The following is a 16,775-nucleotide window of genomic DNA, read 5'->3' as shown; positions in this document are numbered from 1 at the left end:
GCCTCCTACCGGGACGACTTCGGGTCGAGCGCGTCGCGCAGCGCGTCGCCGAAGAGGTTGAAGGCGAACACGAGCGCGAAGATCGTGATGCCGGGGAAGAAGACGTACGCCGGGTCGGTCTGGAGGTAGTCGAGGCTGCGGTAGATCATCCGCCCGAAGCTCGGCGTCTCGTCGGTCAGCCCGACGCCGATGAACGACAGTGCCGCCTCGCTCGTGATGTATTGCGGCACCGCGAGCGAGAAGGCGACCAGGATCGGCGCCCAGACGTTCGGCAGCAACTGCCGGAACAGCATGTGTCCCAGCCCGGCGCCGCTGGCCCGGGCCGCCTCCACGAACTCGCGCTCGCGCAGCGCGATGATCTGACCCCGGACCAGGCGGGCGGTGCTGGTCCAGCCGAACAGCGCGAAGATCGCGATGAGCACCCCGATCTGGAAGTACGCCGGGACGGCCTCCCGTGGGCCGTAGAAGCGCAGCGCCACGGTCGGCATCAGCGCCAGCGCGATGATCAGGAACGGCATGGCCAGGGTCAGGTCGGTGATCCAGTTGATCACCGTGTCCAGCCAGCCGCCCAGGTAGCCGGCGAGCGTACCCAGTGTCACGCCGATCACGGCGGTCAGCACGGCGGCGGCGAACGCGATGAACAGCGACGTGCGCAGGCCGTGCACCATCCGGACGAAGATGTCCCGGCCCAGGCCGGGTTCCAGCCCGAACCAGTGCTCGCCGGTGACGCCACCGGCGTAACCGAGCGGCATGCCGTAGCCGTCGAGCCGGCTCTGGAACTGCTCCTTCGGCCCCACCCCGTACAGCGCCTGGATCAGCGGGACGGCGAGCGCGACGAGCACGAAGAAGACCAGCAGCGCGCCGCTGACCAGGGCGGTGCGGTCCCGCCGCAGCCGCGCCAGGGCGAGCTGGCCGGGCGAGCGGCCGACGAACTCCCGGTCCCGGCGCTCGTCGCCGTCACCCGGTGAGTCGATCTCGGCGAGCGCGACGCCCTCGACCGGGGACAGGCTCATTCCGCCACCTCCTTGAGTTCCGGGGTGTCGCCGCCCCCGACCGTCCCCGGCTCGACAACGCCGCCGCCGGCCGGCTCGGCGGCTCGCACCGGCCCGCTCTCCGAGTAGTGGCAGGCGGTGAGTTGGCTGCCGCCGTCGCGGGTGACGAGCGCGGGTTCTTCGGTGGCGCAGCGGTCGGTGGCCTTCCAGCAGCGGGTGCGGAAGCGGCAGCCGGAGGGCGGGTTGAGCGGCGTGGGCACGTCACCGGTGAGGCGGATGCGGCCGGCCGGTCCGAGCGTGGTGACGTCGGGGATGGCCGACAGCAACGCCCGGGTGTACGGGTGTTGCGGGCGGGTGTAGATGGCGTCCCGGTCGCCGATCTCGACGATCCGGCCGAGGTACATGACTGCCACGCGGTGGCTGAAGTGGCGGATCACGGCCAGGTCGTGGGCGATGAACACGAACGCCAGGTCGAGGTCGCGTTGCAGGTCGCGCAGCAGGTTGATGACCTGCGCCTGGATGGAGACGTCGAGCGCGCTGACGGGTTCGTCGGCGACGATGAGTTTCGGTTCCAGGGCCAGCGCCCGGGCGATGCCGATGCGTTGACGTTGCCCGCCGGAGAACTCGTGCGGGTACCTGTTGTAGTGCTCCGGGTTCAACCCGACGAGTTCCAGCAGCTCCTGGACCCGCTTCCGCACCCCGCCGGGCGGGGTGATCCGGTTGACCTGCAACGGCATCGCCACGATCCGCCCGACGGTGTGGCGGGGGTTCAACGACGCGTACGGGTCCTGGAAGATGACCTGCAGGTCCTGCCGCAGCGAGCGCAGCTCACGGCGGCCGGCGTGGGTGATGTCCCGGCCGGCGAACATGATGCTGCCGGCGGTCGGTTCCAGCAGCCGCACCAGCATGCGCCCGGTGGTGGTCTTGCCGCACCCCGACTCCCCCACCAGGCCGAGGGTCTCCCCCGGCCGCACGTCGAAGTCGAGCCCGTCGACCGCCCGCACCGCCCCCCTGCCCCGCAGTCCCTCGCGGACGGGGAAGTGTTTGGTCAGCCCGCGTACCGACAGCAGCGGCCCGGTCTCGGCCGGCGTCGTGGTCGGGGCCGACCGGCCGGCTGTCGCATCGATGCTCATCGGACCACTCCCCCCTGGGCGATCTCGTCGCGGTGGATCCGCTGCCGGTCCGCCGCGGACAGGTGACAGGCCACCAGATGCCCCGGCTGGCCGGCGTCGCGCAACCGCGGGACCGCGGTGCGGGACCGGTCGCCGTTGACGTCGGCGTACCGGCACCGCGGGTGGAACGCGCACCCCGGCGGCAGGTTGATCAGGCTGGGCGGGTTGCCCGGGATGGGCACCAGGTCCGCGTCCGCGTCGCCGTGCAACGACGGCACGCTCGACAGCAACCCCCAGGTGTACGGATGCTGCGGCGCCCGCAGCACCTGCGCCACGCTGCCCCGCTCCACCGCCCGTCCCCCGTACATGACAAGCACGTCGTCGGCGACCTGCGACACCACGCCCAGGTCGTGGGTGATCAGGATGATCGCCGAGCGGAACTCCGCCTGGAGGTCGGCGAGGAGGTCCAGGATCTGCGCCTGCACGGTCACGTCCAACGCCGTGGTCGGCTCGTCGGCGATCAGCAGGTCCGGGTCGTTGACCAGGGCCATCGCGATCATCGCGCGCTGCCGCATGCCGCCGGAGAACTCGTGCGGATACTGCTCGTACCGCCGCTCGGGCTGCGGGATGCCCACCCGGCCCAGCATGTCCACCGCCCGCGTCCGGGCCTCCCGTCGGCCGGCCTTCGGGTGGTGCACCCGGTACGCCTCGGCGATCTGCCTGCCCACCGTGAAGTAGGGGTGCAACGCCGACAGCGGATCCTGGAAGATCATCGCCATGTCCCGGCCCCGCAGCCGCCGTACCTCCTCCTCGGGCAGGCCGACAAGCTGACGCCCGCCGACGGAGATCTCCCCGGTGATGGTGGCGCGCGTGGAGTTGTGCAGCCCGAGGATCGCCAACGACGTCACGCTCTTGCCGGAGCCGGACTCGCCCACGATGCCAAGCGTGCGACCCCGCTGGACGGCGAACGACACCCCGTCCACGGCCCGGACCACACCGTCCTCGGTGTCGAACCGCACCCGCAGGTCCGTGACCTGGAGATACGGCGCGTCGGCGGTGCGTTGCTCCGGCACCTCGGGGCGGTCCGGCTCCCCGGACAGCGCCGTCTCCGACCTGCTCATGACCGCCTCCCCTTCGGTAATGAAGAGAACCTACAGCAACCCTCTGGAGGCGAAAATAAGCTACATCGAGCGGTCTGTCAGCGGTCAGAGCGTAACGACTGGGTCTCCGACCCGCAGCCCGCCACCTGGGACATTCACCAGGCATGGCTCACCGTAGCGACACGGTCACCGCACCGCAGGTGCGACGATGTCCCGAGCGAACGGTTGACGATCCCGGCCGACACGAGATGGAGGTCAGCCATGACGGCGGCGGTGTTCGACCACGACGGCCCGTGGACCGAAGAGGAATACCTCTCTCTCGGGGAGACGCAGCAACGCGTCGAACTCTTCGACTGGAGCCTCTACGTGACCCCTGGTCCCACCCCGCTGCATCAGAACATCTCCGGTGAACTTCGCGCGATCTTCCGCGCGCCGGTGCGAAAGGCCGGCCTGCGGGTGCTCGAAGCCGTGAACGTACGACTGCGGCCTGGACGCATCCCCATCCCCGACCTGGTCATCACCGACGACATCGACCTGCGCATACCGGTGATCGAGGCCAGCGACGTCCGTCTGGTCTGCGAGGTCATCTCACCTAGCCACGCGGCGACCGACAAGGTGCTCAAGATGCACTACTACGCCGCAGCGCAGATCGAGTGGTACCTGCTGGTCGAACAGGACACGTTGACCATGCGCCTCTACCGGCGGCAGGACACGCACTACGTCGAGCATTCCGTTGCGAAGCGGGGCGACACACTGAACCTGCACCAACCCGTACGCGTCACTATCCGGCCGGAGGATCTGCTCGGTTGACCGCACGACTCGGCAGCGTTGCTCCGGCGGCGGACGCGAAGCGCGACGATGAAACGCGTGCAGCGGCCACGATGCCGGCGACGCGAGGTGGAGGTCAGCCATGACGGCGGCGGTGTTCGACCACGACGGCCCGTGGACCGAAGAGGAATACCTCTCTCTCGGGGAGACGCAGCAACGCGTCGAACTCTTCGACGGGAGCCTTCACGTGACGCCGGCACCAACCCCGCGACACCAGCGGATCCAACGCGACCTCGGCAACCTGCTGGAGACGGCGGCGCGCCGCGTGGGCCTGGAACTGTTGGAGACCGTGAACGTCCGGCTCCGGCCGGGCCGGATCCCCATTCCCGATCTGGTCGTCACCGAGCCGATCGACTTCGACGAGCCGATGATCGAGGCGCGGGACGTGCAGCTCGTCTGCGAGGTCATCTCACCCGGCAACGCGGCCACCGACAAGGTGCTCAAGATGCACTACTACGCCGCTGCCGAGATCGAGTGGTACCTGCTCGTCGAGCAGGAGAACGGCACGCTGCACCTCTACCGACGGCAGGGGCGGCACTACCGGGAGGTGTCGGTGACCAAGCCCGGCGACGTGCTGGAACTGTCCGAACCCGTCCGGGCCACGATCCGGCCGGAGGATCTCGTCCCCTGACGGATGTCGGTGCGCTCGCCTAGGGTCGGCGCATGGGATTCGATGCGGCGACCGCCGCCGTGCAGGCCGCCCTCGACGCGGGCGCCCGCTACGCCGACGCCCGGGTGATGCACCGCCGCTACGAGTCGATGTCGGCCCGCAACGGCGACGTCGAGGAGCTGACCCAGCACGAGAGCATCGGGCTGGGCGTGCGCGCCCTGGTCGGCTCCGGGTGGGGCTTCCACGCCGTACCCGAGCTGTCCGACGCCGCGGCCCGCGACGCCGGCCGGCGCGCCGCGGTGATCGCCGCCGCGAGCGCGCGGGTTCCCGGCCCGCCGATCGACCTGGTGCCTGTCGACGCGGCGGTGGCGAGCTGGGCCTCGGAGTGCGCGGTCGACCCGCTCGGGGTGCCGCTGTCGACAAAGGGCGACCTGCTTGTCGGCGCCACCGCCACGATGCGGGAGCACGGCGCCGACCTGGCCGAGGGGCTCTACCAGATCTGGGACACGACGAAGTGGTTCGTCTCCAGCGAGGGCCACCGGATCGACCAGCACATCCGGGAGTGCGGCGGCGGCATCTCGGCCACCTCGATCGGCGACGGCGAGACCCAACGCCGGTCCTACCCGAGCTACCGCGGGCAGTACGGCACCACCGGCTGGGAGCTGGTCACCTCGCTCGACCTGGCCGCGCACGCGGCCCGGATCGCGGAGGAGTCCCGGGAGCTGCTCACCGCGCCGGAGTGCCCGGCCGGCGAGACCGACCTGATCCTCGGCGGCGAGCAGCTCGCGTTGCAGATCCACGAGTCGGTCGGGCACGCCATCGAGCTGGACCGCATCCTCGGCTGGGAGGCGGCCTTCGCCGGCACCTCCTGGCTCGACCTGACCCGCCTCGGCTCGCTGCGCTACGGCTCGGAGCTGATGAACGTGACCATCGACCCGACCATCCCGGGCGCGCTCGGCAGCTTCGGCTTCGACGACGAGGGTTCCCCGGCGGTCCGCCGGGACGCGGTCCGCGAGGGCCGGTGGGTGGGCGTGCTCGCCGGCCGCGACTCGGCCGCCGTCGCCGGCCTGGATCACGGCGGCAGCGTACGCGCCGACGGCTGGGCCCGGCTGCCGATGGTGCGGATGACGAACGTGGGCCTCGAACCGGGCCCGCACACGCTCGACGAGATCATCGCGGCCACCGACGACGGGGTGCTGATGGACATCAACAGGTCCTGGTCGATCGACGACAAGCGGCTCAACTTCCAGTTCGGCTGCGAGGTCGGCTGGGAGGTGCGCAACGGCCGCCGGGGGCGGATGCTGCGCAACCCGACCTACACCGGCATCGGGCCGGTCTTCTGGCGCTCGATGGACATGCTCTCCTCGGAAAGCGTCGCCTGGGGCACGCCCAACTGCGGCAAGGGGCAGCCCGGCCAGGTCGGGCACACCGGTCACCCGGCCGCGCCGGCCCGGTTCCGCGGCGTCCGCGTGGGGGTGCGCGCGTGAGCGAACGCACCGAGCGCAGCGAGGGCCGTGAGCGCACGCCCGGTCGGCACGGCGTGAGCGATCTCGCGGCCCGGGTGGTGGAGCTGGTCGGGCGCGCGGCCGGACCGGCCGCCGAGGTCGAGGTGCTCGTCACCCGCTCCGAGCTGGCCCTGACCCGGTTCGCCAACTCGTTCATCCACCAGAACGTGGCCGAGAACGGCACCGCCGTGCACCTGCGGCTGCACGTGGACGGCCGGACCGCCACGGGCGGCGGCAGTCGGGTCGACCCGGACGGGCTGGCCGCGCTCGTCGAGCGGACCCGGGCGGCGGCCCGGCTCGCCCCGCTCGACCCGGCCTGGCCGGGGCTCACCGCGCCGACCCCGACGCCGTCCGGCCCGGCCGTCGACCTGGCCACCGCGTTCGCGTCCCCCGACGACCGGGCCACCCGGGTACGCGCGTTCGTGGACGCGGTCGAGGGGTTGGAGGCGGCCGGCTACTGCCGCACGGCGTACTTGTCCGGGGCGTTCGTCAACTCCGCCGGGCACTCGGCGGTGGGGCAGGCGGCCGAGGCGACCATGGACGGCATCGCCCGCACCGGCGGCGCGGACGGGGTGGCCCGGCACTGCGCCGACCGCCTCGACGACCTGGACGGCGCCGCGCTCGGCGCCCGCGCGGCGGCCAAGGCGCGGGCCGCGGCCGACCCGGTCGAGTTGCCGGCGGGGCGGTACGAGGTGGTGTTGGAGCCGGCGGCCGTGGCGGACCTGCTGCACAACCTCGCCTGGTACGGCTTCAACGGCAAGCGGCACACCGAGGGGCAGTCCTTCGCCGAGCCGGGCACGGCCCAGTTCGATCCGGCGGTGACGCTTGTGGACGACCCGTTGCACGCCTCGATGCTGCCGTTCGACCTGGAGGGCACGCCCCGGCGGGCGTTGCCCCTGGTGGAGGCGGGCACCACCGGGGCGGTGGCGCACGACCGGCGCAGCGGGGCCGAGGCGGGCGCCGGGTCCACCGGGCACGGCATGCCCGGCGGGTCGACGTTCGGCCCGATCGCGCGCAACGTCCGCCTGCTGCCGGCGGGGAGTCCGGCCGGCGGGGTGGTGGCCGGGCCGGTGAGCGCCGGGGTGACCGGTGCGGTGGGTGACCCGGACACGGCGGCCCTGGTCGCCGGCGTGCGGCGCGGGTTGCTGGTGAGCGACTTCTGGTACACGCGGGTGCTGGATCCGAAGCAGTTGGTGATCACCGGGCTGACCCGCAACGGTGTGTGGCTGATCGAGGACGGCGTGCCGACCAGGGCGGTGCGCGACTTCCGGTTCACCGAGTCCTATCCGCGCGCGCTGGGGCCGGGTCGGGTGCTCGGCCTCGGCCGGTGTGCGGTCCGCCAGCCGGACCGCGTCGAAGGGTTCTGGTCGGAGGCGCCGGCGCTGCGGTTGGCCTCGTGGAACTTCACCGGCGGCGCGTCCGGCTGACCGGTCGGCTCCGCCAGGTGACCGGTCGGCGCGCCGCGCATCTTGATTATGATTCGGGTCTTTCCAACCAGCGGGACACACGGGACACTGCGTTGCGCGGCCGGGCCGTGAAGATCGGCGTAACGTGTGTCACTTGACCGCGCCGGTTTCGGGGCGTGGTCCCGCGTGTGCGCAGGACGTGACAGTGACGTCAGGGAGATGACTCGAAATGACAACTACGTCGGCCAGGGCGCCGAGGTCGCAGCCGCGGGGCGCGCGGGCGCGTGCCGCCATCGCGGCGAAGACGTTGCGGACCGACCGCTGGTGGCTCGCGCCACTGATCACCGTCGTCGGGCTCAGTGCCTGGGTCATCTACGCGACCGTCCGGGTCTTCATGCACAAGTGGTACTGGGTCGACCAATACCACTATCTGACGCCGTTCTACTCACCTTGTGTGACCGAGCGGTGCGTCGAGGGCTCCTCACACTTCGGCAGCTTCCTGCCCGGCTGGTGGATCATCCCGGACGCGGCGCTGACCCTGCCGTTCCTGCTGCTGTTCCGGCTGACCTGCTACTACTACCGCAAGGCCTACTACCGGTCGTTCTGGCTGTCGCCGCCGGCCTGCGCGGTGCCGGACGGGCACGATTCCTACAGCGGTGAGACCCGGTTCCCGCTGCTCGGGCAGAACCTGCACCGCTACTTCTTCTACGCCGCCGCGATCATCTCGCTGATCAACACCTGGGACGCGATCTACGCCTTCCACTCCCCGGAGGGCTTCGGCTTCGGCCTGGGCAACATCGTGCTGCTGGTGAACGTGGTGATGCTGTGGGCGTACACCATCTCCTGCCACTCCTGCCGGCACATCATCGGCGGCCGGCTCAAGCACTTCTCCAAGCACCCGGTGCGCTACAAGGCGTGGACCGGCGTGTCGTGGTTGAACGTCCGGCACATGCAGCTCGCCTGGATCACCCTGGGCACCCTGGCGCTCACCGACTTCTACGTGATGGCGGTGGCCGCCGGCTGGTTCAACGACCTGCGGTTCATCAACTGAGAGCCTGGACATGACTGAGACGCGAATCGAACGACACCACTACGACGTCGTCGTGATCGGGGCCGGCGGCGCCGGCCTGCGCGCGGCGATCGAGGCCCGGCTGGCCGGTAAGAAGACCGCGATCATCTCGAAGTCGCTGTTCGGCAAGGCCCACACGGTGATGGCCGAGGGCGGCGCCGCGGCGGCGATGGGCAACGTGAACTCGCGGGACAACTGGCAGGTGCACTTCCGGGACACCATGCGGGGCGGCAAGTTCCTCAACAACTTCCGGATGGCCGAACTGCACGCCAAGGAGTCGCCGCAGCGGATCTGGGAGCTGGAGACGTACGGCGCGCTGTTCGACCGGACGAAGGACGGCAAGATCTCGCAGCGCAACTTCGGCGGCCACGAATATCCGCGCCTGGCGCACGTGGGCGACCGGACCGGCCTGGAGCTGATCCGCACGCTCCAGCAGAAGATCGTTTCTCTCCAGCAGGAGGACAAGCGCGAGTTCGGCAGCTACGACGCCCGGATCCGGGTCTTCTCCGAGACCACGATCACCGAGCTGCTGCTCGACGGCGACCGCGTCGCCGGGGCGTTCGGCTACTACCGGGAGTCCGGCGAGTTCGTCCTGTTCGAGGCGCCGGCCGTGGTGCTGGCCACCGGCGGCGTCGGCCGGTCCTACAAGGTCACCTCGAACTCCTGGGAATACACCGGTGACGGTCACGCGCTGGCGCTGCGTTCCGGGGCCACGCTGATCAACATGGAGTTCCTCCAGTTCCACCCGACCGGCATGGTCTGGCCGCCCTCGGTGAAGGGCATCCTGGTCACCGAGTCGGTGCGCGGCGACGGCGGCGTGCTGAAGAACTCCGACGGCAAGCGGTTCATGTTCGACTACGTCCCGGACGTCTTCCGCAAGCAGTACGCGGAGACGGAGGAGGAGGCGGACCGCTGGTACACCGACCCGGACAACAACAGGCGTCCGCCGGAGCTGCTGCCCCGCGACGAGGTCGCCCGGGCGATCAACACCGAGGTCAAGGAGGGCCGGGGTACGCCGGCCGGCGGCGTCTACCTCGACATCGCCTCCCGCAAGTCGGCGGAGGAGATCCGCCGCCGGCTGCCGTCGATGTACCACCAGTTCAAGGAGCTGGCCGACGTCGACATCACCAAGGAGCCGATGGAGGTCGGGCCGACCTGCCACTACGTGATGGGCGGTGTCGAGGTGGACCCCGACACCGGCGCGGCGGCGGGCACCGTACGCGGGCTCTTCGCCGCCGGTGAGGTCTCCGGTGGCATGCACGGCTCCAACCGGCTCGGCGGCAACTCCCTGTCCGACCTGCTGGTCTTCGGCAAGCGGGCGGGCGGGCACGCCGCGACGTACGCCGACGGGCTCAGCGCACGCCCGGCGGTGTCGGTGGCGGCGGTGGAGGCCGCGGTGGAGACGGCGCTGGCGCCGTTGCAGCGCGACACCGGCGAGAGCCCCTACCAGCTCCAGCAGGATCTCCAGGTGGTGATGGGGGACCTGGTCGGCATCATCCGGCGGGAGGGCGAACTGGCCGACGCGCTGGGCCGGCTGGCCGAGCTGCGGGAACGGGTGGCGAAGGTGAGCGCGGTCGGCGGCCGGCGCTACAACCCGGGCTGGCACCTGGCGCTCGACCTGCGCAACATGCTCGTGGTGTCCGAGTGCACCGCGAAGGCGGCGTTGGAGCGGCAGGAGTCGCGCGGCGGCCACACCCGGGAGGACTACCCGGCGATGGACCCGACGTGGCGGCGGGTCAACCTGGTCTGCTCGCTCGACGGTGACGCCGTCCGGCTGACCCACAAACCGCTGCCGACGATGCGGCCGGAGTTGATCGGGCTCTTCGACCGGGCCGAGCTGTCCAAGTATCTGACCGACGAGGAACTCGCCGAGTTCGACGCCCTCACCGAGGAGGCGAACAACTGATGGGAAGTAAGCGCCAGTTCCGCATCTGGCGGGGCGACGAGACCGGCGGCGACCTGAAGGACTACACGGTCGAGGTGAACGAGGGCGAGGTCGTCCTCGACGTGATCCACCGGCTCCAGGCCACCGAGGCGCCCGACCTGGCGTGCCGGTGGAACTGCAAGGCCGGCAAGTGCGGCTCCTGCTCGATGGAGATCAACGGCAAGCCGCGGCTGGGCTGCATGACGCGGATGTCGACGTTCGAGGAGGCGGAGACCGTCACGGTCACCCCGCTGCGCACCTTCCCGGTGATCCGGGACCTGGTCACCGACGTCTCGTTCAACTACGAGAAGGCCCGGGAGACGCCGGCGTTCGCGCCCCCGGCGGACGTGGCGCCCGGTGACTACCGGATGCAGCAGGTCGACGTCGAGCGCTCGCAGGAGTTCCGCAAGTGCATCGAGTGCTTCCTCTGCCAGAACGTCTGCCACGTGATCCGTGACCACGACGAGAACAAGCAGGCGTTCTCCGGTCCCCGGTTCTTCATCCGGGCCTCGGAGCTGGACATGCACCCGCTCGACGCGCGCACCGACCGCAAGGAGTACGCGCAGTCCGAGATGGGCCTCGGCTTCTGCAACATCACCAAGTGCTGCACCGAGGTCTGCCCCGAGCACATCAAGATCACCGACAACGGGATCATCCCCATGAAGGAACGGGTCGTCGACCGCAGGTACGATCCCCTCGTATGGCTCGGTAACAAGATCTTCCGGAGGGGTCAGGTGCCTCAGACCAGCGCGACCAGCGGGCATTCGAGCGGCGCGGTGACCGCCGGCGCGGCCCACGGCGGGGTGCACTCGCACGCCGGCGGCTCCCACGACAGCGATGCCGAGCGCCAGGCGCAGCAGGGCGTCAACTGGCAGCGCGAGGTGCCGCACCCGACGGCCCCGGCGGTCGACGCCAGCGGCCGGCTGCCGCTGACCGAGCTGACCTTCGACCGGGCCGCCGCGCCGTCGCCGTTCGGCGACGACGTGGAGTTCCCGCTGCCGGCGGAGCACCTCAACTTCGCCCACCCGCAGCAGGACGAGCCGAAGCACTGAGCAGCGGCACGACGATGACGGGGGCCAGCGGCACACGCCGCCGGCCCCCGTCCCGTTTCCGACCTGCTGTCCGGTTGTCAGGATTCGGCGAGCAGGGGGCGCAGCGCGGGCACGATCGGCACGTCGGCCGGCAGCCAGGCGACGCTGTCCAGCTCGGCCGCGGAGAGCCAGCGCAGCTCGGCGTGCTCCAGGGCGGTCGGCTGGTCGCCGTGGAGCAGGCGGGCCGCGTAGATCCGCAGGACGGACCGGCCGTGCGCCATCCGCACGTCCCGACCGACCCGCGCGCCGACCGCGACCCGGACGCCCAGCTCCTCGGCGCACTCCCGGGCCAGCGCGTCGGTCTCGGTCTCCCCCGGCTCGACCTTGCCGCCGGGGAACTCCCACCGGCCCGCCACCTCGGGCGGCGAAGAACGTTCGCAGGCGAGGACCCGGCCCGCCACGATGATCGCCGCTCCGACGACCACTCTCGGCTCCCGCCGGTCGGCCTGCCCGCCCTCGCTACACCGTTCGGTCCGCACGGGCCACCAGCGTGCCAGATCAATCGGCGGTTTGGGTAGCTGAGTCGGCCATCAGGCCAGCAGAACACGGAAGTGTGGGCGTGGACACACCATCTGTGCGACGACAGACTAGAGGGCGTCGACTGGGACACGGGATGGCGACGATTTGGCCACAAGCCGGCAACAACGACGCCTGGGAGGTGCGGTGATGCGCGTGCTGTTCAGCAGCCGGGCGAAGCACGACTACCTCAGCGACGCACTCGACCTGCTGTCCGGGTGGACGCGCGAGGGCGAGCAGATCCGCCGCACGCTGGTCCTCGACGACACCCAGCACGCCGCGCTCACCGAGCGGGTGGCCGTGGTGGCCGACGCCCTGCGCCTGCGCCCCGAGATCAGCCGCCGGGCCGACCACACCCAGATCCGGCTGGGGCACGACGACGGCGAGCCACTCACCGAGGGTGAGGTGCTGCTGGCGGCGCGCATCGAGGACGCGGTCCGGGCGGTCACCGAGCACTGAGCGCTGGCACGCCTGCCCTACCGTCTAGGGCATGTCTGGCCCGACGTACGACCGCAAGGAACAGTTCCAGCAGATCCAGAGTGGGCTGCTGCCCGGTGAGCAGATCATCGCCGTCTACGACGCCGTCGGCACCGGCACCGGCTTCATCGGCCTGACCGACCGGCGGGTGATCATCCAGGACCGCTCCTTCGTCGGCAAGCGGTACGCCATCACGAGCATCCCGTACTCGAAGATCACCAGCGTGAGCGTGGTGAGCAACAAGTCCTGGGGTGGTTCGTTCTTCTCCACCGGGTCAATCGCCGTGCACGTCGGCGCGCACACCTACGAGGTGGAGTTCCGGGGCGCGGACAAGAGCCACCACGTACACAACGTCATCCTGCACCACATCTCCTGACCGGCCGGTCGTGACACAATCGCCGCCATGCGGGGGCTGATCGCACGTTGGCGCGCCTGGCGCGCCACCCACCGGCGGGCCGTACGCCTGATCCGCCGGCTCGTCCTGGTCGCCGCGGCCGGCGTGGTGCTGCTGGCCGCGGCAACCGCGGCGAGCGTCGCCTGGATCCGCGCCGACGCCCGCGGACACGTGTTCACCGCCGCCGACGTGCCGGAAGCGCCGGTGGCCCTGGTGCTCGGCGCCAAGGTGGAGCCCGACGGCACCCCGTCGCCGTTCCTGGCCGCCCGGCTGGACATCGCCCGCCAGCTCTACACCGCCGGCAAGGTCAAGGCGATCCTGGTCTCCGGCGATCACATGAACTGGGACTACGACGAGCCGGACGCGATGCGCCGCTGGCTCGTCGAGCGGGGCGTGCCGGCCGAGAAGGTGGTGCTCGACCACGCCGGCTTCGACACCTACGACTCGTGCGTCCGGGCCCGGCGGGTCTTCGGCGTGCGGCGGGCCACCGTGGTCACCCAGTCGTTCCACCTGCCCCGCGCGGTGGCGCTCTGCCGGCACGTCGGCGTCGAGGCCGACGGCGTCGGGGACGACACCGTCCGCCGCTACGCCGGGCAGTGGCGGATCAGCGCCACCCGGGAGTACGGCGCCAGCGTGAAGGCCACGGTGGACGTGCTGTCCGGGCGGGATCCGGTCCACCTGGGCCGCCGGGAGACCGGGGTGGACGACGCGCTGCGGGCGCGGTAATCCGGTTGTCCACCGGGGACGGTCGCTGGTCTGCTGGCGTGATGTCAGTCTTCGACGATCCCGGTCACTTCGGCCGACTCTGGGCGGCAACCTACGACAGTCCTGGCAATCCTGACCCCGCACCGGCGGTCGACTTCCTCGCGCCGCTGGCCGAGGGCGGTCCGGTGCTCGAACTGGCCGTCGGCACCGGCCGGGTGGCCCTGCCCCTGGCCGCCCGCGGGCTGACCGTGGAGGGCGTGGAGGCGTCCCCGGAAATGGTGGCGCGGCTGCGCGCCAAGCCGGGCGGCGAGCACATGCCGGTCACCATCGGCGACATGGCCGACGTGCCCGTCCCCGGGCCGTACCGTCTGGTCTTCCTGGTCTTCAACACGCTGTTCAACCTGGTCGACGCGGAGCGTCAGGCGGCGTGCTTCCGCAACGTCGCCCGGGTGCTGGCCCCGGGCGGGGCGTTCGTCATCGAGACCTTCGTGCCGGACCCCGCCGGCTTCGACCGGGACGAGCAGGTCCAGGTCCGCGACGTGACCGAGGACTCGGCGACCATCCGGATGCACAGGTACGACCGGACGGCGCAGACGTTCGTGCGACAGACGATCACGTTCGACGCCGAGGGCGTGCACCTGCACCCGTTCGCCATGCGCTACGCCTGGCCGGAGCAGATCGACGAGATGGCGGAACGGGCCGGCCTCCACCTCGCCGAGCGGTACGCCGACTGGGACCGGACGCCGTTCGACGCGGACAGCCGCGCGCACATCTCCGTCTACCGCCTCCGGTAGCGTCCCGTCGATGACGGTCACCGTTGCCGCGATGGACGACGCGCACGCCGACGCCGTGCTGGAGATCTACCGCCTCGGCATCGACGAGGGCGACGCCACGTTCGAGACCGAGCCGCCGGGCTGGGACCGGTTCACCGCCGGCCGGCTGCCCGGCCATCGGTGGGTGGCGCTCGACCCGTCCGGGCGGGTGCTCGGTTGGGTGGCCTGCTCGGCGGTCTCCGACAGGTGCGTCTACGCCGGGGTGGTCGAGCACTCCGTCTACGTGCACCCCGAGGCGCGGGGTCACGGCGTCGGCCGGATGCTGCTGGACGCGCTGATCGCCTCCACCGAGGCGGACGGCGTCTGGACCATCCAGTCCGGCGTGTTCCCGGAGAACACCGCGAGCCTGGCCCTGCACGCGGCCTGCGGGTTCCGGGTGGTCGGCACCCGGGAGCGGATCGGCCGTCACCACGGCCTCTGGCGGGACGTCACGCTCATCGAACGGCGGAGCCCCCGGATCCGCTGACGGCGGACCGGGGGTTTCGCGCCGGGTCTAGCGGTTGAACAGCCGCCTCGACCAGAGGTAGCCGCCGAGCGCGATGACGGCGCACCAGCCGAGCGCGATCCAGCCGTCGTGCCCGATCGGCTCGTCCATGAGCAGCCCGCGCAGGCTCTCGATGATCGGGGTGAACGGCTGGTACTCGGCGAACCAGCGCAGGCCGGCCGGCATCGAGTCGGTGGGCACGAACCCGCTGCCGAGGAACGGCAGCAGGATCAGCGGCATCGGCAGGTTGCTCGCCGTCTCGACGCTCTCGCTCACCTGGCCGAGCGCGACTGCCAACCAGACAAGCGCGAACGTCACCGCCGCGAGGAGACCGACCGCGCCCAGCCAACCGGCCGCACCTGCGGTGGGGCGGAAGCCGACGAGCAACGCCACGCCGATCACCACGGTCAGGCTGATCGCCGCCTGGATCATGCTGCCGAGGACGTGGCCGGTCAGCACCGACACCCGGGCGATGTGCATGGTGCGGAACCGGGCGATGATGCCCTCGGTCATGTCCATGGCGATCGAGATCGCGGTCCCCTGGACCGTGGCCGCCACGGTCATCAGGATGATCGCCGGCGCCACGTAGTTGGCGTACTCGGCGCGCCCGCCGCCGCTGCCCAGCCCGGCCCCCAGCGTGCCGCCGAGCACGTAGACGAAGAGCAGCAGGAAGACCACGGGCATCCCGACGAGCATCACGGTCATCGACGGGTAGCGCAGCATGCGCCGGAGGTTGCGGCGCAGCATCGTCGCCGAGTCGCGCAGCGGGTGGAATCTGAGGGCGGCGGTGCTCATGGCGTGGTCACCTTCCGGTCGGTGAGGGCGAGGAAGACGTCGTCGAGGTCGGGGGTGTGCACGGACAACTCGTCGACCTCGACGCCACAGTCGTCGAGCCGGCCGATCAGAGCCTTCAGCGAGCGCAGGCTGCCGTCGCCGGGCACCCGCAGGGCGAGCGCGTCGGGCTCGCGCGTGACCCGGTCGAGCACCCGTACCGCCTGGTCGAGACGCTGCGGGTCGGCGAACCGCAACCGGACGTGCCCGCCGGGGATGCGGCGCTTCAACTCCTCGGCCGTGCCCTCGGCGACCACCCGGCCGTGGTCCAGGACCGCGATCCGGTCGGACAGTTCGTCGGCCTCCTCCAGATACTGCGTGGTCAGGAGGATGGTGACGCCGTCGGCCACCAGGTCGCGGACGATCTGCCACATGTCGCGGCGGCTGCGCGGGTCCAGCCCGGTGGTCGGCTCGTCCAGGAAGATCACGCGCGGGTTGCCGACGAGCGTCATCGCCAGGTCGAGCCGACGCAGCATCCCGCCGGAATAGGTGGACGCCGGCTTGCCGGCCGCGTCGGTCAGGTCGAACCGGTCGAGCAGCCCGGCCACGCGCCGCCGGCCCTCGTCCCGGCGCAGGTGGTGCAGGTCCGCCATCAGACGCAGGTTCTCCGCGCCGGTGAGCAGCTTGTCCACCGCGGAGAACTGCCCGGTGACGCCGATCGCGGCGCGCACCGCGTCCGGCTCGCGGGCGAGGTCGTGCCCGGCGACCCGGGCCTCGCCGCCGTCGGCGGCGAGCAGCGTGGACAGGATCCGCACCGTCGTGGTCTTGCCCGCGCCGTTCGCGCCGAGCAGCGCGAAGACCGTTCCTTCGGGTACGCGCAGATCGATGCCGTCGAGCACGACGTGGTCGCCGAACGACTTCCGTAGCCCGGTGACGGCAATCTGGTTCGTGGTCATGG

Annotated in this window: 18 protein-coding genes; 12 read left to right on the top strand and 6 right to left on the bottom strand. The window is 71.2% G+C overall.

Going from position 1 to position 16,775, the window contains the following annotated elements:
- Positions 1-5: 5 nt before the first annotated feature.
- From O7602_RS03325 to O7602_RS03315, 3 genes are read right to left on the bottom strand one after another with little or no spacing between them, the layout of a single operon-like run.
- Positions 6-1,013, bottom strand: coding sequence for an ABC transporter permease (locus tag O7602_RS03325; RefSeq protein WP_281586763.1), 1,008 nt, complete (start codon positions 1,011-1,013; stop codon positions 6-8).
- Positions 1,010-2,125: a dipeptide ABC transporter ATP-binding protein gene (locus tag O7602_RS03320; protein WP_281586762.1), complete on the bottom strand. Its 1,116-nt coding sequence runs from the start codon at positions 2,123-2,125 to the stop codon at positions 1,010-1,012. The genes O7602_RS03325 and O7602_RS03320 overlap by 4 nt, the downstream gene beginning before the upstream one ends.
- Positions 2,122-3,225 (bottom strand): ABC transporter ATP-binding protein, encoded by a 1,104-nt coding sequence (locus O7602_RS03315; RefSeq protein ID WP_281586761.1) that lies wholly within the window; start codon positions 3,223-3,225, stop codon positions 2,122-2,124. Before O7602_RS03315 ends, O7602_RS03320 begins: the two co-directional genes overlap by 4 nt.
- Positions 3,226-3,465: 240 nt before the next feature.
- Here O7602_RS03315 and O7602_RS03310 point away from each other — a divergent pair, with 240 nt between their 5' ends.
- The 7 genes from O7602_RS03310 (at position 3,466) to O7602_RS03280 (ending at position 11,598) form a co-directional block, all read left to right on the top strand.
- Entirely contained in the window at positions 3,466-4,014 is a 549-nt protein-coding gene (locus O7602_RS03310) for a Uma2 family endonuclease (protein WP_281586760.1), read from the top strand.
- A 100-nt stretch (positions 4,015-4,114) separates the two neighbouring features.
- Entirely contained in the window at positions 4,115-4,663 is a 549-nt protein-coding gene (locus O7602_RS03305; RefSeq protein WP_281586759.1) for a Uma2 family endonuclease, read from the top strand.
- 32 nt (positions 4,664-4,695) lie between these two features.
- Entirely contained in the window at positions 4,696-6,129 is a 1,434-nt protein-coding gene (locus O7602_RS03300; protein WP_281586758.1) for a TldD/PmbA family protein, read from the top strand.
- Between the two features lie 53 nt (positions 6,130-6,182).
- Positions 6,183-7,574 carry a metallopeptidase TldD-related protein gene (locus O7602_RS03295; RefSeq protein ID WP_281590090.1) on the top strand — a complete coding sequence of 464 codons (1,392 nt, stop codon included), beginning with the start codon at positions 6,183-6,185 and terminating at the stop codon, positions 7,572-7,574.
- 208 nt (positions 7,575-7,782) lie between these two features.
- Positions 7,783-8,604: a hypothetical protein gene (locus O7602_RS03290; RefSeq protein ID WP_281586757.1), complete on the top strand. Its 822-nt coding sequence runs from the start codon at positions 7,783-7,785 to the stop codon at positions 8,602-8,604.
- Between the two features lie 10 nt (positions 8,605-8,614).
- Positions 8,615-10,528, top strand: coding sequence for a fumarate reductase/succinate dehydrogenase flavoprotein subunit (locus O7602_RS03285; protein WP_281586756.1), 1,914 nt, complete (start codon positions 8,615-8,617; stop codon positions 10,526-10,528).
- Positions 10,528-11,598: a succinate dehydrogenase/fumarate reductase iron-sulfur subunit gene (locus O7602_RS03280; RefSeq protein WP_281586755.1), complete on the top strand. Its 1,071-nt coding sequence runs from the start codon at positions 10,528-10,530 to the stop codon at positions 11,596-11,598. The genes O7602_RS03285 and O7602_RS03280 overlap by 1 nt, the downstream gene beginning before the upstream one ends.
- Before the next feature lie 77 nt (positions 11,599-11,675).
- Here O7602_RS03280 and O7602_RS03275 read toward each other — a convergent pair whose 3' ends face one another.
- Positions 11,676-12,116, bottom strand: coding sequence for a (deoxy)nucleoside triphosphate pyrophosphohydrolase (locus O7602_RS03275; protein ID WP_281586754.1), 441 nt, complete (start codon positions 12,114-12,116; stop codon positions 11,676-11,678).
- A 187-nt stretch (positions 12,117-12,303) separates the two neighbouring features.
- Here O7602_RS03275 and O7602_RS03270 point away from each other — a divergent pair, with 187 nt between their 5' ends.
- From O7602_RS03270 to O7602_RS03250, 5 genes are read left to right on the top strand one after another with little or no spacing between them, the layout of a single operon-like run.
- Positions 12,304-12,612 carry a 4a-hydroxytetrahydrobiopterin dehydratase gene (locus O7602_RS03270; RefSeq protein WP_281586753.1) on the top strand — a complete coding sequence of 103 codons (309 nt, stop codon included), beginning with the start codon at positions 12,304-12,306 and terminating at the stop codon, positions 12,610-12,612.
- 31 nt (positions 12,613-12,643) lie between these two features.
- On the top strand, positions 12,644-13,006 hold the full coding sequence (locus O7602_RS03265) for a PH domain-containing protein (protein ID WP_281586752.1): 363 nt from the start codon (positions 12,644-12,646) through the stop codon (positions 13,004-13,006).
- Between the two features lie 27 nt (positions 13,007-13,033).
- The gene (locus tag O7602_RS03260) at positions 13,034-13,750 is read left to right on the top strand and encodes an ElyC/SanA/YdcF family protein (protein WP_281586751.1); all 717 of its coding nucleotides are present in this window, start codon (positions 13,034-13,036) and stop codon (positions 13,748-13,750) included.
- Between the two features lie 41 nt (positions 13,751-13,791).
- Entirely contained in the window at positions 13,792-14,523 is a 732-nt protein-coding gene (locus O7602_RS03255; protein WP_281586750.1) for a class I SAM-dependent methyltransferase, read from the top strand.
- 10 nt (positions 14,524-14,533) lie between these two features.
- Complete coding sequence (locus tag O7602_RS03250) at positions 14,534-15,028, top strand: GNAT family N-acetyltransferase (protein ID WP_281586749.1); 495 nt, start codon at positions 14,534-14,536, stop codon at positions 15,026-15,028.
- 27 nt (positions 15,029-15,055) lie between these two features.
- Here O7602_RS03250 and O7602_RS03245 read toward each other — a convergent pair whose 3' ends face one another.
- Complete coding sequence (locus O7602_RS03245; RefSeq protein WP_281586748.1) at positions 15,056-15,841, bottom strand: ABC transporter permease; 786 nt, start codon at positions 15,839-15,841, stop codon at positions 15,056-15,058.
- Entirely contained in the window at positions 15,838-16,773 is a 936-nt protein-coding gene (locus tag O7602_RS03240; RefSeq protein ID WP_281586747.1) for an ATP-binding cassette domain-containing protein, read from the bottom strand. The genes O7602_RS03245 and O7602_RS03240 overlap by 4 nt, the downstream gene beginning before the upstream one ends.
- Positions 16,774-16,775: the final 2 nt, after the last annotated feature.

The sequence above is a fragment of the Micromonospora sp. WMMD1128 genome, assembly GCF_027497235.1.
Classification (GTDB): Bacteria; Actinomycetota; Actinomycetes; order Mycobacteriales; family Micromonosporaceae; genus Micromonospora.
This window is presented reverse-complemented; position numbering and strand designations above follow the sequence as displayed.

What these genes read in the sequence shown, in the direction of transcription:
- O7602_RS03325 (WP_281586763.1), bottom strand. Translation starts at nt 1,013, where the DNA reads ATGAGCCTGTCCCCGGTCGAGGGCGTCGCGCTCGCCGAGATCGACTCA.
- O7602_RS03320 (WP_281586762.1), bottom strand. Translation starts at nt 2,125, where the DNA reads ATGAGCATCGATGCGACAGCCGGCCGGTCGGCCCCGACCACGACGCCG.
- O7602_RS03315 (WP_281586761.1), bottom strand. Translation starts at nt 3,225, where the DNA reads ATGAGCAGGTCGGAGACGGCGCTGTCCGGGGAGCCGGACCGCCCCGAG.
- O7602_RS03310 (WP_281586760.1), top strand. Translation starts at nt 3,466, where the DNA reads ATGACGGCGGCGGTGTTCGACCACGACGGCCCGTGGACCGAAGAGGAA.
- O7602_RS03305 (WP_281586759.1), top strand. Translation starts at nt 4,115, where the DNA reads ATGACGGCGGCGGTGTTCGACCACGACGGCCCGTGGACCGAAGAGGAA.
- O7602_RS03300 (WP_281586758.1), top strand. Translation starts at nt 4,696, where the DNA reads ATGGGATTCGATGCGGCGACCGCCGCCGTGCAGGCCGCCCTCGACGCG.
- O7602_RS03290 (WP_281586757.1), top strand. Translation starts at nt 7,783, where the DNA reads ATGACAACTACGTCGGCCAGGGCGCCGAGGTCGCAGCCGCGGGGCGCG.
- O7602_RS03285 (WP_281586756.1), top strand. Translation starts at nt 8,615, where the DNA reads ATGACTGAGACGCGAATCGAACGACACCACTACGACGTCGTCGTGATC.
- O7602_RS03280 (WP_281586755.1), top strand. Translation starts at nt 10,528, where the DNA reads ATGGGAAGTAAGCGCCAGTTCCGCATCTGGCGGGGCGACGAGACCGGC.
- O7602_RS03270 (WP_281586753.1), top strand. Translation starts at nt 12,304, where the DNA reads ATGCGCGTGCTGTTCAGCAGCCGGGCGAAGCACGACTACCTCAGCGAC.
- O7602_RS03265 (WP_281586752.1), top strand. Translation starts at nt 12,644, where the DNA reads ATGTCTGGCCCGACGTACGACCGCAAGGAACAGTTCCAGCAGATCCAG.
- O7602_RS03260 (WP_281586751.1), top strand. Translation starts at nt 13,034, where the DNA reads ATGCGGGGGCTGATCGCACGTTGGCGCGCCTGGCGCGCCACCCACCGG.
- O7602_RS03255 (WP_281586750.1), top strand. Translation starts at nt 13,792, where the DNA reads ATGTCAGTCTTCGACGATCCCGGTCACTTCGGCCGACTCTGGGCGGCA.
- O7602_RS03250 (WP_281586749.1), top strand. Translation starts at nt 14,534, where the DNA reads ATGACGGTCACCGTTGCCGCGATGGACGACGCGCACGCCGACGCCGTG.
- O7602_RS03245 (WP_281586748.1), bottom strand. Translation starts at nt 15,841, where the DNA reads ATGAGCACCGCCGCCCTCAGATTCCACCCGCTGCGCGACTCGGCGACG.
- O7602_RS03240 (WP_281586747.1), bottom strand. Translation starts at nt 16,773, where the DNA reads ATGACCACGAACCAGATTGCCGTCACCGGGCTACGGAAGTCGTTCGGC.